Annotated in this window: 20 protein-coding genes and 1 other annotated feature; of the genes, 17 read left to right on the top strand and 3 right to left on the bottom strand. The window is 45.3% G+C overall.

Going from position 1 to position 23,822, the window contains the following annotated elements; all coding sequences use genetic code 11:
- Position 1: 1 nt before the first annotated feature.
- The 7 genes from yvfT to MY9_RS17130 all read left to right on the top strand — a co-directional run bounded on the left by yvfT (position 2) and on the right by MY9_RS17130 (position 7,713).
- Positions 2-1,117 carry a two-component system sensor histidine kinase YvfT gene (gene yvfT / locus MY9_RS17160; RefSeq protein WP_014665430.1) on the top strand — a complete coding sequence of 372 codons (1,116 nt, stop codon included), beginning with the start codon at positions 2-4 and terminating at the stop codon, positions 1,115-1,117.
- A 16-nt stretch (positions 1,118-1,133) separates the two neighbouring features.
- Positions 1,134-1,736, top strand: a complete 603-nt coding sequence (gene yvfU, locus MY9_RS17155; protein ID WP_014665429.1) for a two-component system response regulator YvfU — start codon at positions 1,134-1,136, stop codon at positions 1,734-1,736.
- Positions 1,737-1,925: 189 nt separating this feature from the next.
- Positions 1,926-2,642 carry a lactate utilization iron-sulfur protein LutA gene (lutA, locus tag MY9_RS17150; protein ID WP_014665428.1) on the top strand — a complete coding sequence of 239 codons (717 nt, stop codon included), beginning with the start codon at positions 1,926-1,928 and terminating at the stop codon, positions 2,640-2,642.
- Between the two features lie 26 nt (positions 2,643-2,668).
- On the top strand, positions 2,669-4,108 hold the full coding sequence (gene lutB, locus MY9_RS17145) for a lactate utilization iron-sulfur protein LutB (protein ID WP_014665427.1): 1,440 nt from the start codon (positions 2,669-2,671) through the stop codon (positions 4,106-4,108).
- Positions 4,108-4,830, top strand: coding sequence for a lactate utilization protein LutC (gene lutC / locus MY9_RS17140; RefSeq protein ID WP_014665426.1), 723 nt, complete (start codon positions 4,108-4,110; stop codon positions 4,828-4,830). Before lutB ends, lutC begins: the two co-directional genes overlap by 1 nt.
- A 108-nt stretch (positions 4,831-4,938) precedes the next feature.
- Positions 4,939-5,973 (top strand): glycosyl hydrolase family 18 protein, encoded by a 1,035-nt coding sequence (locus MY9_RS17135; RefSeq protein WP_014665425.1) that lies wholly within the window; start codon positions 4,939-4,941, stop codon positions 5,971-5,973.
- A gap of 97 nt (positions 5,974-6,070) precedes the next feature.
- Positions 6,071-6,306, top strand: a binding site (T-box leader).
- 63 nt (positions 6,307-6,369) lie between these two features.
- Positions 6,370-7,713 (top strand): amino acid permease, encoded by a 1,344-nt coding sequence (locus MY9_RS17130; protein WP_014665424.1) that lies wholly within the window; start codon positions 6,370-6,372, stop codon positions 7,711-7,713.
- Positions 7,714-7,753: 40 nt separating this feature from the next.
- On the opposite strand, the gene MY9_RS17125 is transcribed toward MY9_RS17130, so the two are convergent.
- Positions 7,754-8,671, bottom strand: a complete 918-nt coding sequence (locus MY9_RS17125) for a DMT family transporter (protein WP_014665423.1) — start codon at positions 8,669-8,671, stop codon at positions 7,754-7,756.
- Between the two features lie 99 nt (positions 8,672-8,770).
- Between MY9_RS17125 and MY9_RS17120 the strand changes: the two genes are divergently transcribed.
- Both MY9_RS17120 and MY9_RS17115 read left to right on the top strand, forming a co-directional pair.
- Positions 8,771-9,649: a LysR family transcriptional regulator gene (locus MY9_RS17120; protein WP_014665422.1), complete on the top strand. Its 879-nt coding sequence runs from the start codon at positions 8,771-8,773 to the stop codon at positions 9,647-9,649.
- Positions 9,650-9,805: 156 nt separating this feature from the next.
- Complete coding sequence (locus tag MY9_RS17115) at positions 9,806-10,816, top strand: LLM class flavin-dependent oxidoreductase (RefSeq protein WP_014665421.1); 1,011 nt, start codon at positions 9,806-9,808, stop codon at positions 10,814-10,816.
- 48 nt (positions 10,817-10,864) lie between these two features.
- Here MY9_RS17115 and araR read toward each other — a convergent pair whose 3' ends face one another.
- Complete coding sequence (gene araR, locus MY9_RS17110) at positions 10,865-11,953, bottom strand: arabinose utilization transcriptional regulator AraR (protein WP_040081787.1); 1,089 nt, start codon at positions 11,951-11,953, stop codon at positions 10,865-10,867.
- 204 nt (positions 11,954-12,157) lie between these two features.
- Here araR and araE point away from each other — a divergent pair, with 204 nt between their 5' ends.
- The 7 genes from araE (at position 12,158) to eno (ending at position 21,070) form a co-directional block, all read left to right on the top strand.
- Complete coding sequence (gene araE / locus MY9_RS17105) at positions 12,158-13,552, top strand: arabinose-proton symporter AraE (protein ID WP_014665419.1); 1,395 nt, start codon at positions 12,158-12,160, stop codon at positions 13,550-13,552.
- Between the two features lie 297 nt (positions 13,553-13,849).
- Positions 13,850-14,872, top strand: coding sequence for a gapA transcriptional regulator CggR (cggR, locus tag MY9_RS17100; protein WP_014665418.1), 1,023 nt, complete (start codon positions 13,850-13,852; stop codon positions 14,870-14,872).
- A gap of 46 nt (positions 14,873-14,918) precedes the next feature.
- Entirely contained in the window at positions 14,919-15,926 is a 1,008-nt protein-coding gene (gene gap / locus MY9_RS17095) for a type I glyceraldehyde-3-phosphate dehydrogenase (RefSeq protein ID WP_003219957.1), read from the top strand.
- A gap of 317 nt (positions 15,927-16,243) precedes the next feature.
- A complete protein-coding gene (locus MY9_RS17085; protein WP_014665415.1) occupies positions 16,244-17,428 on the top strand; it encodes a phosphoglycerate kinase in 1,185 nt (394 codons plus the stop codon).
- Between the two features lie 30 nt (positions 17,429-17,458).
- Positions 17,459-18,220, top strand: coding sequence for a triose-phosphate isomerase (gene tpiA, locus MY9_RS17080; protein WP_003243394.1), 762 nt, complete (start codon positions 17,459-17,461; stop codon positions 18,218-18,220).
- Entirely contained in the window at positions 18,213-19,748 is a 1,536-nt protein-coding gene (gpmI, locus tag MY9_RS17075; protein ID WP_014665414.1) for a 2,3-bisphosphoglycerate-independent phosphoglycerate mutase, read from the top strand. Before tpiA ends, gpmI begins: the two co-directional genes overlap by 8 nt.
- A 29-nt stretch (positions 19,749-19,777) precedes the next feature.
- Complete coding sequence (gene eno / locus MY9_RS17070; RefSeq protein WP_003151625.1) at positions 19,778-21,070, top strand: phosphopyruvate hydratase; 1,293 nt, start codon at positions 19,778-19,780, stop codon at positions 21,068-21,070.
- 327 nt (positions 21,071-21,397) lie between these two features.
- Here eno and MY9_RS17065 read toward each other — a convergent pair whose 3' ends face one another.
- Complete coding sequence (locus tag MY9_RS17065) at positions 21,398-21,862, bottom strand: GNAT family N-acetyltransferase (RefSeq protein ID WP_014665413.1); 465 nt, start codon at positions 21,860-21,862, stop codon at positions 21,398-21,400.
- A gap of 126 nt (positions 21,863-21,988) precedes the next feature.
- Between MY9_RS17065 and MY9_RS17060 the strand changes: the two genes are divergently transcribed.
- On the top strand, positions 21,989-23,797 hold the full coding sequence (locus tag MY9_RS17060; RefSeq protein ID WP_014665412.1) for a zinc ribbon domain-containing protein: 1,809 nt from the start codon (positions 21,989-21,991) through the stop codon (positions 23,795-23,797).
- Positions 23,798-23,822: the final 25 nt, after the last annotated feature.

Below are 23,822 nucleotides of genomic sequence, written 5' to 3'. Positions count from 1 at the left end.
CATGAAAAAGGCAATATCAATTTTCCCGAAGCAATTCGGGTTTTTCCCTTATATCTTTCTGGTGTACACCATTATGCCGTTCCTCTCTTTATTGAAAGAATCAGGCATCAAACAGGTCATTGGATATGGCATCCTGCTTCTATTTATCGCGGCATATCGCCAGTTATTCTGCTGCGTGGGCAGAGCTTCGTTTACATATTGGCTTATCGTTCAAATGGCGGTTATTTTGATATATAGTGTGTTTTACAATATCACCTATATATACTTAGGTTTTTTCCCGGCAAACTTTGTTGGTTATTACAAAGAGAAAACGAATTTTAACCGTGCGTTCTGCGCTTTAATCTTTATCCTGCTTTTTCCATGCCTATACCAATTTATCGTGAATTCAGTCACGCTTCGGGAGCTTTTTTCTGTTCTCCCGTTTCTCGTCATCATGCTCATTTCTCCATTCGGCATTCGTTCTATGTTTCGGAGAATTGAGCTTGAAGCTAAGCTGGCACAAGCCAACGAACAGATAAAAGAACTCTCTAAAAGAGAGGAGCGTGTTCGAATCGCCCGTGATCTTCACGATACTCTTGGCCATACCTTGTCGCTGCTTACATTAAAAAGCCAGCTCATTCAGCGGCTGGCTGCATCTGATCCAGAACGGACCAAGCATGAGGCAAAAGAAATGGAAACCAGCTCGCGAGCCGCACTCAAGCAAGTCCGAGAGCTGGTTTCTGATATGAGGACGGTCACGATAACAGAGGAGCTCGTAAACATTCAGCACATTTTAAGGGCGGGGAACATTACCTTTCAATACGTAGGAGCCGACGACTTTTCAGCGATATCTCCCGTCACTCAAAATATTATCAGTATGTGTATGCGGGAAGCCGTGACTAACATCATCAAGCACAGCAAAGCAACTCACTGCGCCATCACCATTTCTCAGTTTGCTGGCAAAATGAGGATCGTGATACGGGATGACGGAAAGGGAGCAGCGAAGGAGAAAACCTTTGGGAATGGCCTGCGGGGAATGGAAGAACGGCTCATGCTCATTGAAGGGGGATTAACAGTTTCAGATCATAACGGAACGGTTGTGACTCTGACGATTCCGCTGATTAAAAAAGCAGAATGATTGGAGGACGAAAAGAATGATTCGTCTGTTTATTGCTGAGGACCAGCGAATGCTTTTAGGCGCTTTGGGATCTTTGCTTGATTTAGAAGAGGATATGACAGTCATCGGACAAGCATTAAACGGGGAAGAGGCGCTACATGCTATTTTGAAGCTGGAGCCGGATGTATGCATCATGGACATTGAAATGCCGGTTCGAAGCGGACTGGATGTGGCAGAGGAATTAATGAAAAAAGGCTGCGTCAGCAAGTTCATAATTTTAACTACTTTTGCCCGCCCCGGATATTTTGAACGTGCGGTAAAAGCCGGTGCACATGGCTATCTGCTGAAAGACGGAGAAATTGACGATCTGGCCGATGCCATTCGAAAATGTGTAGAGGGAAAACGTGTCTTCAGCCCCGAGCTGACGTTTAATATGATGCGAGACGAAAATCCGCTAACCGTTAGAGAACAAGAAATTCTGAGGCTTGCGGCTTTAGGCAAGACAACAAAAGACATTACGCTGGAGCTCTATTTATCTCAAGGCACAGTCCGAAACTATATCTCAGAAATCATCCAAAAGCTTCATGCGAAAAATCGGACAGAAGCCGCCAGCATTGCTGAGGAAAAGGGATGGATTTAACCGTATACTTTTCACCATTTACTGCACTCCTGGGAGATCAGGAGTGTTTTTGATATGCCCGCTAATGAAAATATCCCGAGAAAACCCTTCCCTTCTATTATCAGAATAGTGTACGATATTCATATAGTTATTTTAACTCAGGTCATCAGATGACCTGATCATATATTGGGGATGAGAGAGGGGTTCATCATGAAAGTCTCACTTTTTGTCACTTGTCTTGTTGATATGTTTCAAACAAATGTCGGAAAAGCAACGGTTGAGCTGCTGGAGCGGCTTGGGTGCGAGGTTGATTTTCCGGAGGGGCAGATTTGCTGCGGGCAGCCGGCTTACAACAGCGGCTATGTACATGACGCCAAAAAAGCAATGAAACGGATGATCGAAACGTTTCAGGATTCCGAATATGTTGTCAGTCCTTCCGGTTCCTGCACAACGATGTTCCGGGAATACCCGCACTTGTTTGCGGATGATCCGAAATGGGCCGATAAAGCGCAAAAGCTGGCGGATAAAACGTATGAACTGACAGATTTTATCGTGAACGTCCTTGGGGTAGAGGATGTCGGCGCGACCCTTCATACAAAAGCGACCTTACATACGTCGTGCCATATGACAAGGCTGCTCGGGGTTCGGGAGGAGCCGATGAAGCTGTTGAGCCATGTAAAGGGACTGCAGTTTACAGAGCTTCCGGGCAAACATAACTGCTGCGGATTCGGAGGAACGTTCTCCGTCAAAATGGCGCAGATTTCAGAGCAGATGGTCGATGAAAAAGTCGAATGTGTGGAGGAAACGGGAGCAGAGGTGCTGATCGGTGCTGACTGCGGCTGTTTGATGAATATCGGGGGACGGCTTGACCGAAAAGATAAGAATGTCAAAGTGATGCACATCGCCGAAGTGCTCAACAGCAGATAAAACTGGATTCAGAGGGGGAAAGGATCATGGCGATGAAAATCGGTACTGACGCTTTTAAAGAGCGGGTATCACAGGGGATTGATAATGAATTTATGAGAGGCGCTGTTTCAGGTGCACAGGAGCGTCTGCGGACGCGGCGCCTAGAGGCGGCAGAAGAACTGGGAAACTGGGAGGAATGGCGCTCTTTATCAGAGGAAATCAGGCAGCATGTCCTTGAAAACCTTGATTTCTATCTCGGACAGCTTGCCGAAAATGTGGCGAAAAGAGGCGGACATGTCTATTTCGCGGAAACAGCGGAAGAGGCGTCTTCTTATATTCGCGACGTCATTCAAAAGAAGAACGGGAAGAAAATCGTAAAATCAAAATCAATGGTTACAGAGGAAATCAATCTGAATGAGGTGCTGGAGAAGGAAGGCTGTGAAGTCGTCGAAACCGACCTCGGCGAGTATATTTTGCAGATTGATGATCACGATCCGCCGTCACATATCGTCGCGCCCGCCCTTCATAAAAATAAAGAGCAGATACGCGATGTGTTTAAAGAAAGGCTGGACTATCAACATACAGAAAAACCGGAAGAGCTTGTCATGCATGCGCGTGCCATTCTCCGGAAAAAGTTTCTGGAAGCGGATATCGGCATTACCGGCTGTAACTTCGCCATTGCGGACACGGGTTCTGTCAGCCTTGTGACCAATGAAGGAAATGGACGGCTTGTGAGCACCTTGCCGAAAACACAAATTACCGTCATGGGAATGGAACGGATTGTCCCGTCATTTTCTGAATTTGAAGTGCTTGTCAGCATGCTGACAAGAAGTGCTGTCGGACAGCGGCTGACAAGTTATATTACAGCATTAACGGGTCCGAAGCTGGAAGGTGAAGTGGATGGTCCGGAAGAATTCCATCTTGTCATCGTTGACAATGGACGATCCAACATCCTAGGAACAGAATTCCAGTCTGTGCTGCAATGTATCCGCTGTGCCGCCTGTATCAATGTCTGCCCTGTGTACCGCCATGTCGGCGGACACTCATACGGCTCAATCTACTCGGGGCCGATCGGAGCGGTTTTATCGCCATTGCTCGGCGGTTATGACGATTATAAGGAGCTGCCGTACGCTTCTTCACTGTGCGCTGCTTGTACAGAAGCCTGCCCGGTCAAAATTCCGCTGCACGAGCTCCTTCTCAAGCATCGCCAAAACATCGTCGAAAAAGAAGGCAGAGCGCCGATCAGTGAAAAGCTTGCGATGAAAGCATTCGGACTTGGCGCATCCTCCTTGTCACTATACAAAATGGGCTCAAAATGGGCGCCGGCCGCCATGACACCTTTTACAGAGGACGAAAAAATTTCGAAGGGTCCCGGCCCGCTCAAAAGCTGGACACAGATCCGCGACTTCCCGGCACCGCATAAATCGAGATTCAGAGACTGGTTTGCAGACAGAGAAACAAGTGAACGCACGAAGGAGGAGCAGTGATGACGAAGGGAACCATTCAGAATCAAGAGAGCTTTTTAAACCGAATCGCATCTAGCCTTGGCCGTGAAAGAAGAACAGGAGGCGTGGCAGTTCCTGAGTGGGCGCATCAGCCGCAATATAAAACACTTGAGGGATATTCAGCGGATGACTTAGTCACAGTGCTCAAAAACCATTGTGTCAAAATCCATACAGAGCTGATTGAAACGGATTCAACCGGCCTTTACGATGCCCTGCGCGAGCAAGTCAGCCGCTTCTCCGGAGGCCCTGTCATCATTCCGAAGGACACCCGCTTTGAAGCATACGGACTGAAAAGTCTGCTCACCAGGGATTGGCCGAGCGAGGGAACGCCAGTCTGGGAGTGGGATGCTGACAAAGGCGAGGAAAATATCAAAAAAGCGGAGCAAGCCAATGTAGGGATTACATTCAGCGAAATTACATTGGCTGAGTCGGGGACGGTTGTCCTCTTCTCCTCAAAAGACATCGGCCGATCTGTCAGCCTTCTGCCGACGACTTATATTGCGATCGTGCCGAAATCAAGCATTGTGCCAAGAATGACACAAGCTAGTGATATTATCCGCCGAAACATTGAGGACGGTGTCACTGTTCCTTCATGTATCAACTACATTACCGGACCGAGCAACTCAGCCGACATTGAAATGGATTTAGTTGTAGGAGTGCACGGGCCAGTAAAGGCAGCCTATATTCTCGTCTCTGACCGCTAAACTCAGAAAGCCCGGCAGGCATATGCCGGGCTTTTTGCTTGAAAAAAACTTCAACTTCCAATTTTTTGGCCGATGAGAAGAGTATGACTTGATACAGGAGGAAATGTGATGAAAAAATGGCTGATCATAGCGGTTTCACTGGCGATTGCGATTGTTCTGTTTATGTATACAAAAGGAGAAGCGAAGGCAGCCGGTATGACATTAGGCTACACGACTGGGGATACGGCTTCATACAATTCTCTTACGAAATATCATACATACATGAATGCCATCGCAACCGATACATTTGCGTTTGAAAAAAACGGACAAATCATTGGCGATGCCCCGAGCAAGCAGCTGACATATGCGAATAAGAAAAAAATCAAGACATGGGCTGTCATTTCAAACTATAATGATGCCATTTATGACTTTGATGGAGATTTGGCAAGTCGGGTCATGAGTAATAAAACAGCGAAAAAACGATTCACTGATCAGCTCATATCTTTGGCGAAAAAGCACTCATACTACGGTATCAATATCGATTTTGAAGCAGTGAATCCAGAAGACCGATCTAAATACTCACGTTTTATTCAAGATGTCTCACAGGCTTTGAAAAAGAAACATATTCAAACAATGGTATCCGTTCCGGCCAAAAGCGCTGATGATAAAAATGATGACTGGAGCTGGCCGTATGATTATGCGAAAATCGGCAAATATGCCAACTTCGTACAAGTCATGACCTACGACGAACACGGCATTTGGGGTGAGCCAGGATCAGTGGCAAGCACAAACTGGATCAAAAGCTCTCTGCAGTTTTCAGTCAAAAAGATCAAAGCCAATAAAGTCATCATGGGCATCCCTGCATACGGCTATGACTGGGATGTAAAAGACGGAAGCGGAAGCTCTGTGAGGGAATGGAATGAACTCAAATCCCTCATCCAAAAGCAAAAAGCAAAGCCGGCATTCAACAAAAAAGCAGGTTCGATGACGTTTTCTTATGTTGACAAAAAGAAGCATAAACATGTCGTGTGGTATGAAAACGAAAAAACCGTTCAAACGAAAAGCCATTTGGCAAAGCAATATAAAATAGCAGGTGTTTCAGTCTACGCATTAGGAAACGAGTCAGAATCCTTTTGGAAAGCCATTCAAAAAGGGACAAAATAACAGTTTCTTTTTTCTCTGAAGTTATTGACAGGGAAAAGAGAAGCACGTATATTATGTTAATATATTCAGATCATAAAATTTGAGTTTTTCAGAAAACTAAAACGCATAGATTGGGAGCAGTAAAAGAAAGTAATCAGAACAGAGAGCTGCGGGGTGGTGCGACGCAGCCTGATTCTTCTTTGAACTCGCCCGGGAGTGGTAAGACGGAACGGAATAGATTGAATATTCCCTATGTTTTAACGGCTAACCTTCGTTACAGGTCAAAAGCAGGATTCTTCATGAAGAATCAACAAGAGTGGTACCGCGGTCAGCCGAAGGCTCGTCGTCTCTTTATCGATTAGATAAGGGGCGGCGGGCTTTTTTGTTTTTGAAAACGAGAAGGAGAGGTAGAAGAGGATGAAAAACGACAATCAAACGTTAAAACGCACGATGACGTCCCGCCATATTATGATGATGGCGCTGGGCGGAGCAATCGGCGCAGGTTTATTTAAGGGGAGCAGCTCAGCGATCGATGTGGCAGGGCCATCTGTCATTATCGCTTACCTGCTCGGCGGAATTATTTTGCTGTTTATTATGCAGGGGCTCGCGGAAATGGCTGTTCGAAACCGCAACGCCAGAACCTTCCGAGATCTTGTCCAGCAGGTATTGGGGAATTACGCCGCTTATTTCTTGGACTGGATATACTGGAAAATGTGGGTGCTCAATATTGCGGCTGAAGCTGTTGTAGCTGCGATATTCATTCAATACTGGCTCCCGGGCTGCCCGATCTGGGTGCTGGCATTGGGGATTTCTCTTATCGTCACGATCGTAAACTTGCTTTCTGTTAAAATCTTCGCCGAAACTGAATATTGGCTGGCCATGATCAAGATTACCGTTATTATTGTCTTTATTATTTTAGGGTTATTGCTTTTATTCGTATCATTCGGTGATCATACAGCTGCCGGATTTTCAAACCTGACAGAGCACGGCGGGTTTTTCCCGCACGGCGGCACAGGGCTGATTACGGCGATGCTTGTCGTCATCTACTCTTACGGCGGTACAGAAATTATCGGAGTGACACTTGCTGAAACAAAAAATCCAGAAAAGGTTGTCCCGAAAGCTGTCCGCAGCACACTGACACGGATTGTCGCGTTTTACCTGCTGCCGTTTTTCATCATCGTCAGCCTGATTCCGTGGAACCAAGTCAATTCCGTTCCGGAAAGTCCTTTCGTGATGGTCTTTAAAATGGTAGGCATTCCGGGCGCTGATCATATCATGAACGCAGTTATCCTGCTGGCAATCATTTCTTCTATGAATTCAGGTTTATACGGATCATCACGCATTTTGTATACACAGGCAAGTGACGGAAGGCTTCCGAAGGTCTTCTCGAAGCTTTCATCAAAAAACGTACCGATGTTTGCAATTCTGATGTGCACTTCTTCTCTCTATATTGGCGTGTTGATTTCTCTGTTCGCAGGAAGCCAAACATTTAATTATTTAATGGGATCATTGGGATATACCGTTTTATTCATTTGGCTGATCATCGGATTCGCTCATTTGAAATCGAGAAAACAGCAAACGGAAAAACCGGCTTATTATGTAAAATGGTTCCCGTACACGACATGGTTTGCGATTGTGGCATTACTCGCCATTCTGATCGGGGTCGTCATGACAACGTCAATTGTCATTACCGGCATTACTGCGGCGATCTACCTTTTGATTACCGTTGCATATTTGGTCAAAGGACGCAAGCATCAGTAAATAAGAAACCCTCTCGCCGCATTCGGCAAGAGGGTTTTTATTATTGTGCAGCTTTCTCATTTATGCCAATCGCCGCTGCTTTCTGCGCTTTTGATTTTGTATTCACGAGACAGATGCTTGTGACAATCAGCAGCAGCCCTGCCAAGAGGCTAAGGGTGAGCGGTTCATGCAGGAAAATGGAGCTGGCCACGATCGATATGAGCGGAATCAAAAACGTATAAGATGCGACCTTGCTTGCTTCTCCTGAACCGACAAGTGTAAAAAAGATAAGCCAACCGAGTGCGATAACGAATACAGAGATGAACAGCAGGCTCGTGATAAACGGAGCTGTCCATTGGATCGCGGAAAAGCTTTCTGTCCAAAGGCCGGATATAAGCAGAAACACGCTGCCGATCGTCAGCTGCAAGGCGACCATCCAGATGGAATCGACGCGGCTGCCTGTTTTTTTCATATATACTGTTCCGAGCGCCCAGCTGATTGCGGAGCCAAGCGCCAGCAGAACCCCAATGACAGAAATATGCCCGCCAAAGCCCGCGGCACTAATGACGGCTACTCCCGCAAAACCGAGGATGAGCCCGATCACTTTCAATACAAACATGGATTCGCCGAGCCACAGCCAAGAAAATACGCCCATCAGAACAGGCTGAAAGAAGACGATTGCAGAAAACAGGCCGGCCGGAAGATAATTCAGCCCGATCGTTTGCAGGCCGTAGAATAACGTAATATTTAAAAGTGCAGAAACAAGATAAATCGGCCACGTTTCTTTTAAACGTAATTTATGAAAACGCGGCAGTGCGACAATGACTAATAAAAGCCCGCCGATCAGCGTTCGGATGCCCGCGAATAATAAGGGCGGCGAATAGGCGAGCGCGGCTTTGGACAGCGGCCAATTGACGCCCCACATGATGACGAGAAATGCGAGCAGGAGAGCTGTCCGCGTTTTTGAGAGCTGCTTCATTGTTCATTCACTCCTTGTAGAACTTTTCCATCATATGATACGGTAGAACATAAGATAAATAAAATGAATCTTTTTTATGAGGAGCATAAGTAAATTGTTATGACTATTACACAATTAAAGGTTTTCGTCAAAATAGCTGAAACGGGAAGCTTTACAAAAGCGGGTCAGGCGCTGAACATGACACAGCCGGCTGTCAGCCATGCGATTTCTGCAATCGAAGCTGAGCTTGATGTAAAGCTGATTATTCGTGACCGCCGCAATGGCCTGATGCTGACTGATACGGGAAAACAGATCTTAGTACACATCAGGGAAGTCTTAAAAGGCATTGAAAAAGTTGAGCAGGTCGCAGCCGCGGAAAAAGGGCTTGAACTGGGTACAATCCATATTGGCACATTCTCAACTGCCTCAGCTTATTTTATGCCAAAGCTGATTAGTGAATTTAAACAAAAATATCCGAAACTGGAGCTTGTGCTGCACGAGGGAACTGTAAATGAAGTCAAGGAGTGGCTTCACACGCGGATGATAGATGTCGGCATTCTTCTGTATCCAACAGAGGAGATGGAGTATATTCATTTGAAAAAAGACAAAATGGCTGTCGTGCTCAGGGATGATCACCCGCTTTGCAGCCGTTCAGCCATTACGCTGAAAGACCTCGATCATGAACCGATGATCGTCTGCGACGGCGGCTATGAATCACCTTTTCACGATATGTTCAGGCAAGCGGGCGCTACGCTGAACGCCGCTTTCACAGTCTATAACATGAACACCTCGATCAGTATGGTCAAAGAAGGACTGGGTCTCGCGATTTTATCAGAAATGTCCATGTCGCACATGCCGCTGCCGGAGCATGTGGTGACCAGAGAGTTGGACCCGCAGGTATACCGTGATGTGCAGCTAGCTGTTCCGTCGCTGAAGGAGGCTTCTCTGGCGGCTAAGCTCTTTATTGAGATGGCTAAGGAGCTGTTTAGAGCAGAATAACGTCCCAAACCGTTCGTTTTATATTGTTCGAATTTCATCGAATCAAATTCTTTTATTCCTGAATGCAGTTGTGTTATGGTGTGATAGAAGTACATTCGATCATGACCTGACAGCTTTGGGCTGTTTCCTGATAACACATTTGCAAAGGAGAACAATATGTCTAACAACCAACGCAAAGATACCTTGCTTTCTGTCTTGAATTTATCTCCGGTTGTTCAGGGAGGAACGATCGCGGAATCATTCCGAAACAGCATGGACTTGGCGCGCCGTGCGGAGGAATGGGGCTATCACCGTTACTGGCTTGCTGAGCATCATAATATAGAAGGTGTGGCAAGCTCTGCCACCGCAGTTTTGATTGGCCATATTGCCGGAGGCACTAAGAAAATCCGCGTCGGTTCCGGCGGCATTATGCTCCCGAATCACTCTTCATTAATCATTGCTGAACAATTCGGCACACTCGAAACATTGTATCCCGGGCGGATTGACCTGGGGCTCGGACGTGCGCCGGGAACGGACCAATTGACAGCAAGAGCGCTCCGCAGAAACATCAACAGCGGAGAGGATTTTCCTGAACAATTAGAGGAACTGCGCAATTACTTTAAACTGAAGGGAAATGTGCGCAATCAAGTCCGCGCTATTCCCGGAGAGGGCATAGATGTGCCGATTTGGCTGCTGGGCTCAAGCGGCTTCAGCGCCCGCCTTGCAGGTGAACTAGGTCTTCCGTTTGCCTTCGCCGCTCATTTCTCGCCGGCGAATACGGTTCCTGCCTTAGAGCTGTACCGCAATTCCTTCACGCCGTCTGAAGTGCTCGACGAACCGTATGCAATGGTCGGTGTCACCATTATCGCGGCAGATACAAACGAGAAAGCGCAGCACCTTGCGACTTCACATTATCAAAGATTTCTTGATCTTGTCCGCGGTACGCCGAACCAGCTGAAGCCGCCTGTTGAGGATATGGACCAAATCTGGAGCCCGTATGAAAAAGCGATGGTCAATGAGCAGTTAAGCTCCACGATTGTCGGAGGGCCGGAAGAAGTGAAGGCGAAGCTTGAAGACTTCGTCAAAACGACACAGGCTGACGAAATTATGGTTAACTCAGAAACCTATGAACACGCAGACAGAATGCGTTCGTTTGAAATCATCGCTGATGTTTGGGAAAACAGATAACAGCTATAAAAAAAGCAATGTAGCGGGGAGACCCATACATTGCTTTTTTTATTCATTCAGTTTTCGTGCGGACTGGCGAATGATCAGCTCAGGCTCAAATATAACATCCTCTTGCTTTGGCTTTTTATGCTCAAGGGAGTCAATCACATATTTCGCCGCCGCTTTACCGAGCACGGATTTCGGGTGCTTGACAGAGGTTAGTTTCACTTCGGAGATTTGGGCGAAATGTGAATCATCATACCCGACGATAGACATATCCTCCGGCACTTTTAGATCCATCTCCCGCAGCATATCGATCACCTTCAGCGCAATTTCATCGTTATAACAAAGAATGGCTGTCGGCATATGCTTGCTGTTTTTCTCCAGTGTGGCCCTTACTTTCTCCAGAAGTTTTGATTCTTTTTCTTCCGTTGTAAATGTCACAATCATATCTGGAGAGGGGAACAAATCACGCTCCCGGTGCGCCTGTATAAATCCGTTCATCCGTTTCACGCCTTGTGTGTCATCAGCTTTAAAAATACCCATCATGTGCGTGTGGCCGAGAGAAAGCAAATGCTCAGCCGCCATCATGCCGCCTTTCACATCATCCAAGGTAAAACTCGGTGCGGCAAGCTCGGCATATGACGCGTTAATCATCGCAAAGGGAATGCCGTTTTTCTCCAAGTTCAGATAGTAGCCGATGTTTGGGGTTTGCAGGGCGCTTTTTGTCGGTTCTACGATGAGTCCGTCAATATGCTGGGACAGCAGGTTTTCCAAGCCTCTTCTTTCATTGTCCGGGTTGTTGTTTGTGCTTGTCAAAAGCATAGAATATCCCTGCTCGCTTAAATAGGACTCGATTCCTCTAATAATGCTCGGGAAAATATAGTCTGATATGTAGGTTGTCAAAACACCGATCGTTTTATTGGAATGCAGCGCTGACTTCGCAGAGCGTGAAGCGACAAAGGTGCCTCCGCCTTGCACGCTGTACAGCAGACCTTGTGATACGAGGTCTCCGATCGCTTTGCGAATGGTATGCCGGCTGACGCCGAATTGCTGCATTAATTCGTTTTCGGTAGGGATTTTTTGATCGGGCAGTATTTTGCCTTGATTAATCCATGAACTAATTTCTTCTTTTACTTGCGCGTATTTTGGTAACATATCCATTCCTCCAAAATGTATACGGACAAATTTCAGTATATCATAGCGTTCTTTGGAAGAAAACATTGACAGAAAATGCAAACAAGATTATTCTATATTTGTACGTACTAATTAAATGTAATTTTCGTTAAATTTTAATATAAGTACGTACAATTACAGGTTGAAATGAAAACGCTTTACTCAACATTTCGGGAGGGCAGGGAAATGAAGAATACTCCAACTCAATTAGAACCAAATGTTCCTGTAACAAGAAGCCATTCAATGGGATTTGTCATTTTGATCTCATGCGCGGCGGGGCTTGGCGGCTTATTGTATGGCTATGACACGGCAGTGATTTCTGGCGCCATCGGTTTTCTGAAAGATTTATACAGCCTGAGTCCGTTTATGGAGGGACTTGTCATTTCAAGCATTATGATTGGAGGAGTTGTGGGCGTCGGGATATCCGGATTTTTAAGTGACAGATTCGGCCGGAGAAAAATTTTAATGACAGCCGCTTTGTTATTTGCGATATCAGCAATCGTTTCAGCGCTTTCTCAAGATGTGTCCACTTTGATCATTGCAAGGATTATCGGGGGCCTGGGAATCGGGATGGGCTCATCGCTTTCTGTTACGTACATTACAGAAGCGGCGCCGCCCGCCATACGCGGAAGTTTATCATCCTTATATCAGCTCTTTACGATCCTGGGTATTTCCGCAACATACTTTATTAATCTGGCTGTGCAGCGGTCCGGAACATACGAATGGGGCGTGCACACCGGCTGGAGATGGATGCTTGCTTATGGAATGGTGCCGTCCGTCATCTTTTTCCTTGTCCTGCTCGTCGTCCCGGAAAGTCCGAGATGGCTGGCGAAAGCGGGCAAAACAAACGAAGCTTTAAAGATTCTGACACGTATTAATGGAGAAACTGTTGCAAAAGAAGAATTAAAGAACATTGAGAACTCTTTAAAAATAGAACAAATGGGGTCGCTCTCCCAGCTGTTTAAGCCGGGCCTCAGAAAGGCGCTTGTCATTGGAATCCTGCTGGCGCTGTTTAACCAAGTCATCGGCATGAACGCCATTACTTACTACGGGCCGGAAATCTTTAAAATGATGGGATTCGGGCAAAACGCCGGATTCGTGACGACTTGTATCGTTGGAGTTGTAGAAGTCATCTTTACCGTTATTGCGGTGTTGCTGATTGATAAAGTCGGACGGAAAAAACTGATGTCCATCGGTTCTGCTTTTATGGCTATTTTTATGATTTTAATCGGGACGTCGTTTTATTTTGAGTTAACAAGCGGGATCATGATGATCATCCTTATATTAGGTTTTGTCGCTGCTTTCTGTGTCTCGGTTGGACCGATCACATGGATTATGATTTCTGAAATCTTCCCGAACCATCTGCGTGCGCGGGCTGCGGGCATTGCGACCATCTTTTTATGGGGAGCAAACTGGGCGATCGGACAGTTTGTGCCAATGATGATTGATTCGTTCGGGCTCGCCTATACATTCTGGATCTTCGCGGTGATTAACATCCTTTGCTTCCTGTTTGTCGTAACAATCTGCCCGGAAACGAAGAACAAATCGCTTGAAGAAATTGAAAAGCTCTGGATAAAATGAAAACGCTTTAAAAGAACAGCCCTTTCTCTGGGAAGGGCTGTTTATATTGGGATGCACCATTTGGCGATTTCTGTATAAGATAAAGATATATAGGAAAAAATAGTGCTAGTTAAAACGCCGCGGCATGAAAACTCTGCGAATATTGTCGATGAATTGGCTCTTAACAGTTGAATAAACAATTCTACCCTGTTAAAATAATTAAAGAAAGCAGAAATGATTTTTTTTGGCTATGATGGGACGTTTTTTGTCATAGCGGGACATATAATGTCCAGCAAAAAAGGAAGGAACGTTTGAGTCATGAACCAGTTAATACAAGCTCAAAAAAAATTATTGCCTGATCTTCTGCTCGTTATGCAAAAGAGGTTTGAAATCTTGCAGTATATCAGGCTGACAGAACCCATCGGGCGAAGAAGCCTGTCTGCCAGTCTCGAAATCAGCGAGCGTGTGCTGAGGGGCGAGGTTCAGTTTTTAAAGGAACAGAACCTGGTCGATATTAAGACAAACGGCATGACATTGACAGAAGAGGGCTATGAACTGCTTTCTGTTCTGGAAGATACAATGAAAGATGTTTTAGGTTTGACGCTTTTGGAAAAGACATTAAAAGAACGTTTAAATCTAAAGGATGTCATTATCGTATCCGGAGACAGCGATCACTCTCCATGGGTCAAAAAAGAAATGGGTAGAGCGGCTGTCGCATGTATGAAAAAAAGATTTTCAGGCAAAAATATCGTCGCTGTAACTGGCGGTACGACAATTGAAGCTGTCGCCGAAATGATGACGCCGGATTCTAAAAACCGCGAGCTTTTGTTTGTGCCTGCAAGAGGCGGTTTAGGCGAAGACGTGAAAAACCAGGCGAACACCATATGCGCGCATATGGCGGAGAAGGCTTCAGGCACTTACCGGCTTTTGTTTGTTCCGGGACAGCTGTCACAAGGCGCCTATTCATCTATTATTGAAGAGCCTTCTGTCAAAGAGGTGCTGAACACCATTAAATCAGCGAGTATGCTGGTTCACGGAATCGGCGAAGCTAAAACTATGGCTCAGCGCAGAAACACACCTTTAGAAGACTTAAAGAAAATAGATGATAACGACGCGGTGACAGAAGCGTTTGGCTACTATTTTAATGCGGACGGCGAAGTGGTCCACAAAGTGCATTCTGTCGGAATGCAGCTGGATGACATAGACGCCATTCCCGATATTATTGCGGTAGCGGGCGGATCATCAAAAGCCGAGGCGATCGAGGCTTACTTTAAAAAGCCGCGCAACACGGTTCTCGTCACAGACGAAGGAGCCGCAAAGAAGTTATTAAGGGATGAATAATCCCTCAATATAAATATCTCTCACTTATTTAAAGGAGGAAACAATCATGGCAGTAAAAGTCGGTATTAACGGTTTTGGTCGTATTGGACGTAACGTATTCCGCGCAGCATTAAACAATCCTGAAGTTGAGGTAGTAGCGGTTAACGATTTAACAGATGCTAACATGCTGGCTCACCTTTTACAATATGATTCTGTACACGGAAAATTAGACGCTGAAGTTTCAGTTGACGGTAACAACCTTGTTGTTAACGGCAAAACAATTGAAGTTTCTGCAGAACGCGATCCTGCTAAACTTAGCTGGGGCAAACAAGGCGTTGAAATCGTAGTTGAATCTACTGGTTTCTTCACAAAACGCGCAGACGCTGCGAAACACTTAGAAGCTGGCGCGAAAAAAGTAATCATCTCTGCTCCTGCTAACGAAGAAGATATCACAATCGTTATGGGTGTTAACGAAGATAAATACGATGCGGCTAACCACGATGTTATCTCTAACGCATCTTGCACAACAAACTGCCTTGCGCCGTTTGCAAAAGTACTTAACGATAAATTCGGCATCAAACGCGGTATGATGACAACTGTTCACTCTTACACAAACGATCAGCAAATCCTTGATCTTCCGCATAAAGACTACCGTCGTGCGCGTGCAGCAGCTGAAAACATCATCCCAACATCAACTGGTGCTGCTAAAGCAGTTTCTCTAGTTCTTCCTGAACTAAAAGGCAAACTGAACGGTGGAGCAATGCGTGTTCCAACTCCAAACGTTTCTCTAGTTGACTTGGTTGCTGAACTGAACCAAGAAGTAACAGCTGAAGAAGTAAATGCAGCTCTTAAAGAAGCAGCTGAAGGCGACCTTAAAGGAATCCTTGGCTACAGCGAAGAGCCATTAGTTTCTGGCGACTACAACGGAAACAAAAACTCTTCTACAATTGATGCTCTTTCTACAATGGTTATGGAAGGCAGCATGGTAAAAGTAATCTCTTGGTACGATAACGAAAGCGGCTACTCTAACCGCGTTGTTGACCTTGCAGCTTACATCGCAAAAAAAGGTCTTTAATTTATAGCTGAAAAAGGACCTGACTTGGTTCTTTTGAATAGAAGCGCTATAATGAAAGCGGACAAGGGAAGGGGACGGACTCCCTTTCCCTTTTTCCATGAAGACCGGCTTTCAGAAAACGCTCTGTGAAAGAGAAACGACCGCGTTTTTAGCAGCTTTGCCGGCGCTTTCGCCTAAGGCCGCTGCCCTGGCTTTTAGAAGAACTGCCCTGTGCCGAAAAAAGACTGCGATCTGCCCTAGCGGCGTTATCGCTTGACCAGACGGTTTCACGTTTTTCGTGCTGTATGCAAACCATTTTGAAGGAGGATCTCCTAGGCATGAATAAGAAAACTCTCAAAGACATCGACGTAAAAGGCAAAGTTGTATTCTGCCGCGTCGACTTTAACGTTCCAATGAAAGACGGGGAAGTAACAGACGATACACGTATCCGTGCTGCGCTTCCAACAATCAAACACCTTGCAGAACAAGGCGCAAAAGTCCTTCTTGCGAGCCACTTAGGCCGCCCGAAAGGCGAAGTGGTTGAGGAGCTTCGTTTAACTCCTGTCGCTGCACGTCTCGGCGAACTGCTTGGCAAAGAAGTGAAAAAAGCGGATGAAGCTTACGGCGATACTGTAAAAGCACAAATTTCCGAGATGAAGGACGGAGACGTTCTTGTATTGGAAAACGTACGTTTCTATCCTGGTGAAGAGAAAAATGATCCTGAGCTTGCAAAAGCATTTGCTGAGCTTGCAGATGTATATGTAAATGACGCATTCGGTGCTGCCCACCGTGCTCACGCATCTACAGCTGGAATTGCCGAGCATCTGCCAGCAGTTGCAGGTTTCTTAATGGAAAAAGAGCTTGATGTACTCGGAAAAGCGGTTTCTAACCCTGACCGCCCGTTCACGGCGATCATCGGCGGAGCGAAAGTAAAAGACAAAATCGGTGTTATCGAAAGTCTTCTTGATAAAGTAGACAACCTGATCATCGGCGGAGGTCTTGCTTATACTTTCGTAAAAGCGCTTGGCTATGAAGTCGGTAAATCTCTTCTTGAAGAAGATAAAATCGAGCTTGCGAAATCATTTATGGACCGCGCTAAAGAAAAAGGCGTTAACTTCTACATGCCTGAAGATGTACTCGTTGCAGATGATTTCTCTAACGATGCAAACGTGAAAATTGTGCCGATCTCTGAAATCCCTAGTGATTTAGAAGCAATCGACATTGGTACGAAAACACGCGAAACGTATGCTGACGTCATCAAAAACAGCAAACTTGTCGTGTGGAACGGACCGATGGGCGTATTCGAAATCGACTTGTTCGCTCAAGGAACAAAAGCGGTTGCGGAAGCATTGGCAGAGGCGAAAGATACATACTCTGTCATCGGCGGAGGAGACTCTGCGGCAGCGGTTGAAAAATTCGGCCTTGCTGACAAAATGAGCCACATCTCAACAGGCGGCGGCGCATCCCTTGAGTTTATGGAAGGCAAAGAGCTTCCAGGGGTAGCTGCACTGAACGATAAATAATCTCAAAACTGCTATAAGGAAGTGGAACAGATGAGAAAACCAATTATCGCCGGTAACTGGAAAATGAACAAAACACTCGGCGAAGCTGTCAGCTTCGTTGAAGAAGTGAAATCTTCCATTCCAGCAGCAGACAAAGCTGAAGCTGTTGTTTGCGCGCCAGCACTTTTCTTAGAAAAGCTTGCTTCTGCTGTTAAAGGCACTGACCTAAAAGTCGGCGCTCAAAACATGCACTTCGAAGAAAGCGGCGCGTTCACAGGCGAAATCAGCCCGGTTGCTCTGAAAGACCTTGGCGTTGACTACTGCGTCATCGGCCACTCTGAGCGCCGTGAAATGTTCGCTGAAACTGATGAAACAGTTAACAAAAAAGCACACGCAGCTTTCAAACACGGCATTGTGCCGATCATCTGTGTAGGTGAAACGCTTGAAGAGCGTGAAGCCGGCAAAACAAATGATCTTGTTGCTGACCAAGTGAAAAAAGGCCTTGCTGGTCTTTCTGAAGAACAAGTTGCTGCTTCTGTTATTGCGTATGAGCCAATCTGGGCAATCGGAACAGGCAAATCTTCTACAGCGAAAGATGCGAATGACGTGTGTGCGCATATCCGTAAAACCGTCGCTGAAAGCTTCAGCCAAGAAGCTGCAGACAAGCTTCGCATCCAATATGGCGGAAGCGTAAAGCCTGCAAACATTAAAGAATATATGGCAGAGTCCGATATTGACGGTGCTTTGGTCGGCGGCGCGAGCCTTGAGCCACAGTCATTCGTTCAATTATTGGAGGAAGGTCAATATGAGTAAAAAACCAGCTGCACTCATCATTCTTGATGGGTTCGGATTACGTAACGAAACAGTAGGGAACGCTGTCGCTTTAGCGAAAAAACCGAATTTTGACCGCTATTGGAACCAGTATCCTCATCAAACATTGACTGCTTCAGGCGAGGCTGTAGGTCTTCCTGAAGGGCAAATGGGGAACTCCGAAGTAGGTCACTTAAATATCGGTGCGGGACGTATTGTGTACCAAAGCTTAACACGCGTAAATGTTGCCATTCGTGAAGGAGAGTTCGAACGCAATCAAACATTCCTTGACGCGATCAGCAACGCGAAAGAAAACAACAAAGCCCTGCACCTGTTCGGTCTTTTATCTGACGGAGGCGTGCACAGCCATATCAACCATTTATTCGCACTGTTAAAGCTTGCGAAAAAAGAAGGGCTGACAAAGGTTTATATCCATGGCTTCCTTGACGGCCGTGATGTAGGTCCGCAGACAGCGAAAACGTACATCAACCAGCTGAACGAACAAATCGAGGAAATCGGTGTCGGAGAAATCGCCAGCATTTCCGGACGCTACTACTCAATGGACCGCGACAAACGCTGGGACCGTGTAGAAAAAGCGTATCGTGCAATGGCATACGGCGAAGGCCCGACATACCGCAGCGCACTGGATGTTGTTGATGATTCATATGCGAATGGAATCCACGATGAATTCGTTATTCCATCTGTCATCACAAAAGAAAATGGTGAGCCTGTTGCGAAAATCGAAGACGGCGATTCTGTGATTTTCTATAATTTCAGACCGGACCGCGCCATCCAGATTTCCAACACGTTCACAAACAAAGACTTCCGTGAATTCGACCGCGGCGAGAATTATCCAAAGAACCTGTATTTCGTCTGCCTGACTCACTTCAGTGAAACAGTTGACGGCTATGTAGCGTTTAAACCGATAAATCTTGATAACACAGTCGGAGAAGTATTATCTCAGCACGGATTAAAACAGCTTCGAATTGCAGAGACTGAAAAGTATCCGCACGTCACGTTCTTTATGAGCGGCGGCCGTGAAGCTGAATTCCCGGGTGAAGAGCGTATTCTCATCAACTCGCCTAAAGTTGCAACGTATGACTTGAAGCCTGAAATGAGTGCGTATGAAGTGAAAGACGCGCTTGTCAAAGAAATTGAAGCTGACAAGCATGACGCGATCATTCTGAACTTCGCAAACCCTGATATGGTCGGCCACTCCGGAATGGTTGAACCAACAATTAAAGCAATTGAAGCAGTGGACGAATGCTTAGGCGAAGTCGTTGACGCGATTCTCGCTAAAGGTGGACACGCTATCATTACCGCTGATCACGGTAATGCTGACATTCTGATTACAGAATCAGGCGAACCGCACACTGCGCATACAACAAACCCAGTCCCTGTGATTGTAACGAAAGAAGGCGTTACGCTGCGTGAAGGCGGAATCCTAGGAGACCTTGCACCAACGTTATTAGACCTTCTCGGTGTTGAAAAACCGAAAGAAATGACAGGAACATCTTTAATTCAAAAATAATTTGAAAATCAAAAGGAGAGACAAAACTCATGCCATACATTGTTGATGTTTATGCACGCGAAGTATTAGACTCCCGCGGCAACCCAACAGTTGAAGTTGAAGTATATACAGAAACAGGAGCTTTCGGCCGCGCATTAGTGCCAAGCGGAGCTTCTACAGGTGAATACGAAGCGGTTGAGCTTCGTGACGGCGACAAAGACCGTTACCTTGGAAAAGGCGTGTTAACAGCTGTTAACAACGTAAACGAAATCATTGCTCCAGAGCTTCTTGGCTTTGATGTAACTGAACAAAACGCAATCGATCAGCTTTTAATCGAGCTTGACGGCACTGAAAACAAAGGCAAACTTGGTGCGAACGCAATCCTTGGCGTATCTATGGCTTGTGCGCGTGCTGCTGCTGATTTCTTACAGATTCCTCTTTACCAATACCTTGGAGGATTCAACTCAAAAACTCTTCCTGTACCGATGATGAACATCGTAAACGGCGGAGAGCATGCTGATAACAACGTGGATATTCAAGAATTCATGATCATGCCTGTAGGTGCTCCTAACTTCCGTGAAGCACTTCGCATGGGCGCTCAAATCTTCCACAGCCTGAAATCAGTTCTTTCTGCTAAAGGAATGAACACAGCTGTAGGTGATGAAGGCGGATTCGCTCCAAACCTTGGTTCTAACGAAGAAGCGCTTCAAACAATCGTTGAAGCAATCGAAAAAGCCGGCTTCAAACCTGGCGAAGAAGTGAAACTTGCAATGGATGCTGCATCTTCTGAGTTCTACAACAAAGAAGACGGCAAATACCATCTGTCTGGCGAAGGCGTTGTGAAAACATCTGCTGAAATGGTTGACTGGTACGAAGAAATGGTTTCTAAATACCCAATCATCTCTATCGAAGACGGACTTGACGAAAACGACTGGGAAGGCCACAAGCTTCTTACTGAGCGTCTTGGCAAAAAAGTTCAGCTTGTCGGTGATGACCTCTTCGTTACAAACACGAAAAAACTTGCTGAAGGTATTAAAAACGGCGTAGGCAACTCTATCCTGATCAAAGTAAACCAAATCGGTACATTGACTGAAACATTCGATGCAATCGAAATGGCGAAACGCGCAGGCTACACAGCTGTTATCTCTCACCGTTCTGGTGAAACTGAAGACAGCACAATCGCTGACATCGCTGTGGCAACAAACGCAGGACAAATCAAAACAGGTGCTCCGTCTCGTACGGACCGTGTTGCGAAATACAACCAGCTTCTTCGCATCGAAGATCAGTTGGCTGAAACTGCTCAATACCACGGTATCAACTCTTTCTACAACTTAAACAAGTAATAAAAAGACCGCCGAGTTAAGTCTCGGCGGTTTTTTTATGCAAACTTTCCTAGCTCCAGCTTTTATTCTCCTCCTGTCTATTTCCTATATTGATGTACAAACAGATATGTATTTTTTAAAGACTGTCCCGACTTGAATACTTCGGAAGAATTTCCTCACTTTTTCTGATTGTAGAACCTCTTTCAGCAGCTGTTTACACAGGCCTTCTAGTTTTTATGGATGCTGATTATATCTGTCTGTCGGTCTGACTCTCATGCTGGCTTTTTTTTATCATATCAGTGAGACATGGAATGCAGCGGGATACCGAGAAAAAAGCCATCAGCTCTTTTATAAAAGATCCAAATAAAGCCTCACCATATCGCGGCATTGAATCCCGTTTTCAAAAATCTCTTCATCATAGTGTCTGATAAAGAAATCATGGTCGATTGCCTGAAGGCGGAATCCGCATTTTTGATAGAGAGAAAGCTGATGAATGCTTGAATTCCCCGTGCCGATTTCAATTGTGTCCGCCCCCAGATCCTTCGCCTTTTCGATGGCGTCAAGTACAAGCTGTTTGCCAAAGCCCTTCTTCTGAAGAGATTCTTTTACGGCAATATTTACAATTTCAACCGTTTGCGGCCTTGTTTTTAGCAACACATAAACACCTGCAAGCTCATCATCGGCCCAAGCCGTGTAACATTCTCCCCTCTCAAGGTATTCATCTACAATGTCTTTGGACGGATCGGCGAGCAGCAATAGATCATATAATTCGTCATTTGTATCTTCTCTTAATTCGATCCTGAGCTTTTGCATATTCTTACCACCTTTTTTAGTCTGATAGACATTTAATTTTTTCATTCGTTCCCAATTTCATTCTGTTTTATTATAAAATATGAAAAGTAGTAAATGTTATCAATTCAGTAGAATAGGAGGAAAGTCATGTTTTTTTGCAAGAATTGCGGTACCAAGAATAATGAAGGGGCCAAGTTTTGTAAAGAATGCGGCATCCCGATCGGAGGGAGCAGTAAACAGGCCGATCCAGAAACAGCAAGCACTGCCGAAACGAGGCAGGCTCCGCGAAAACCGATTCCTAAGAAAACCATCATTTTATGGAGCAGCATTGCCGCAGCGTGCGTTATATTATTTGCCGCATATAAAACCGGAGCGTACTTTACTTCAAAGGATAGGTTAATTGACAAGTTTGAGCAGGCCGTAAATGATGAGGACAAGGACCAAATCGCGTCTCTTCTCACACCGGTAAATGACAAGCTGAAGCTCACTAAAAACAATGTAAAACCGTTTCTTACATATTTGAAGGACCATCCAGACAAAAAGGATGAACTTTTTGCATCGCTGCGTGATGAAGCAGCCCAGAAGGACATCGTATATGCGGAAAAAGACGGGAAAAGCCTGCTGGTATTCGATCATTACGACTTAATGATAGCACCTGTTTATTTTGAAGTAACTAGCAATTATAAAAATACCGATTTATATGTCAATAAAGAGGAAGCCGGATCTGTAAAGAAAGCCGATCAAGCACAAACCCTTGGTCCGTACATTCCCGGTGAATATACAGTCTCAGCCAAACTGAAAAACGATGTCGTCGATCTTGTGAAAAAAGAAGACATTCAGGCGGTTGGCGATAACAGCTTTCGTGTAGATCTCTCATTGGAAGCAGACGATGTGACATTCAGCTTAGCGGATGACATTAAGAGCGGGAAGGGAGATTTGCTGATTAACGGCAAGTCGATTCATAAAGATCCATTCAAAACTTTTACATATGGCCCTCTTTTGACTGATGGCAGTATGTCGGCGACTGTGAAAACTGACTTTCCATGGGGAAAGCAAATGACTGATGCAATGCCAATTACAGGTAGCGACATGAAGATGAGATTAGTTCCCGATAAAGAAACAAAAGAAAACATCATAGAAACCATTAATAAGGCGACTGAGCAATACACGGCTGCCTTTTCCAATGGGAAAACCGAACAGATGACAAAAGCTGTATCCGATGTTAAAGCTCAAACGAAAAAACAAATTTCAGAGATGAAGAGCAATCATATGTATTATAAGGATAAATATATAGAAACAGATTACGATCTTGATTCATTTGCTATTTCACAAAGTGACAAGGGACAATGGATTGTTTCAGTGAACGGAAATGAACTTCACGAATCAGCTTATTTTGATGATTATACAGAACCTGAGATGAAACAAGAACATACAGCTTATCGTTATTATTTGTCTTATGATAAAAAACAACAAGAATGGAAGCTTGAGAGTGCGGAGACCACTTCTGATTCCATAGGAGACCATATAAAAACTCTTAAAAATGAAAATCCTAAAATATACACCTCCGCTTGGGCGTCATCAAATGAGTCCAAAGTTAATTCCGACACACTTACAAAAGAGCAAGTGACATCATTTATGGTTGATTATCTGACAAATCAATCAAGTGCTGTGAGTTTAAATGAATTTGCAGTGATGGAAGGTAATTTGGAAAAAGGAAGCACATTATATGCTGATCAGCAGAAACTAGTTAAGAAATTGTATAGCGAGGGGACGACTGAAGTATTTATTGATGTAGAGGTCAAAAGCTTTAGTCAAAGCGGCTCGAATATCACAATTAAAACATACGAAGAATTCGAAATCACAAAATCAGGCGGCAGTCCAAAGCTCAGAACATATAATTGGACCTATACCGGTGTAGTGAAGAACGGAAGAATATACTTAACGTCTATTCAATAAAAGAACCCCATCGCCAGCAGGTGAT

Source organism: Bacillus sp. JS, from assembly GCF_000259365.1.
GTDB classification, from domain to species: Bacteria; Bacillota; Bacilli; order Bacillales; family Bacillaceae; genus Bacillus; species Bacillus stercoris.
The sequence above is the reverse complement of the archived record's forward strand: the minus strand, read 5'-3'. Positions and strand labels throughout refer to the sequence as shown.

Bases quoted from the DNA above. Each gene is read 5' to 3' on its own strand.
- yvfT (WP_014665430.1), top strand. From the start codon at position 2: ATGAAAAAGGCAATATCAATTTTCCCGAAGCAATTCGGGTTTTTCCCT.
- yvfU (WP_014665429.1), top strand. From the start codon at position 1,134: ATGATTCGTCTGTTTATTGCTGAGGACCAGCGAATGCTTTTAGGCGCT.
- lutA (WP_014665428.1), top strand. From the start codon at position 1,926: ATGAAAGTCTCACTTTTTGTCACTTGTCTTGTTGATATGTTTCAAACA.
- lutB (WP_014665427.1), top strand. From the start codon at position 2,669: ATGGCGATGAAAATCGGTACTGACGCTTTTAAAGAGCGGGTATCACAG.
- lutC (WP_014665426.1), top strand. From the start codon at position 4,108: ATGACGAAGGGAACCATTCAGAATCAAGAGAGCTTTTTAAACCGAATC.
- MY9_RS17135 (WP_014665425.1), top strand. From the start codon at position 4,939: ATGAAAAAATGGCTGATCATAGCGGTTTCACTGGCGATTGCGATTGTT.
- MY9_RS17130 (WP_014665424.1), top strand. From the start codon at position 6,370: ATGAAAAACGACAATCAAACGTTAAAACGCACGATGACGTCCCGCCAT.
- MY9_RS17125 (WP_014665423.1), bottom strand. From the start codon at position 8,671: ATGAAGCAGCTCTCAAAAACGCGGACAGCTCTCCTGCTCGCATTTCTC.
- MY9_RS17120 (WP_014665422.1), top strand. From the start codon at position 8,771: ATGACTATTACACAATTAAAGGTTTTCGTCAAAATAGCTGAAACGGGA.
- MY9_RS17115 (WP_014665421.1), top strand. From the start codon at position 9,806: ATGTCTAACAACCAACGCAAAGATACCTTGCTTTCTGTCTTGAATTTA.
- araR (WP_040081787.1), bottom strand. From the start codon at position 11,953: ATGTTACCAAAATACGCGCAAGTAAAAGAAGAAATTAGTTCATGGATT.
- araE (WP_014665419.1), top strand. From the start codon at position 12,158: ATGAAGAATACTCCAACTCAATTAGAACCAAATGTTCCTGTAACAAGA.
- cggR (WP_014665418.1), top strand. From the start codon at position 13,850: ATGAACCAGTTAATACAAGCTCAAAAAAAATTATTGCCTGATCTTCTG.
- gap (WP_003219957.1), top strand. From the start codon at position 14,919: ATGGCAGTAAAAGTCGGTATTAACGGTTTTGGTCGTATTGGACGTAAC.
- MY9_RS17085 (WP_014665415.1), top strand. From the start codon at position 16,244: ATGAATAAGAAAACTCTCAAAGACATCGACGTAAAAGGCAAAGTTGTA.
- tpiA (WP_003243394.1), top strand. From the start codon at position 17,459: ATGAGAAAACCAATTATCGCCGGTAACTGGAAAATGAACAAAACACTC.
- gpmI (WP_014665414.1), top strand. From the start codon at position 18,213: ATGAGTAAAAAACCAGCTGCACTCATCATTCTTGATGGGTTCGGATTA.
- eno (WP_003151625.1), top strand. From the start codon at position 19,778: ATGCCATACATTGTTGATGTTTATGCACGCGAAGTATTAGACTCCCGC.
- MY9_RS17065 (WP_014665413.1), bottom strand. From the start codon at position 21,862: ATGCAAAAGCTCAGGATCGAATTAAGAGAAGATACAAATGACGAATTA.
- MY9_RS17060 (WP_014665412.1), top strand. From the start codon at position 21,989: ATGTTTTTTTGCAAGAATTGCGGTACCAAGAATAATGAAGGGGCCAAG.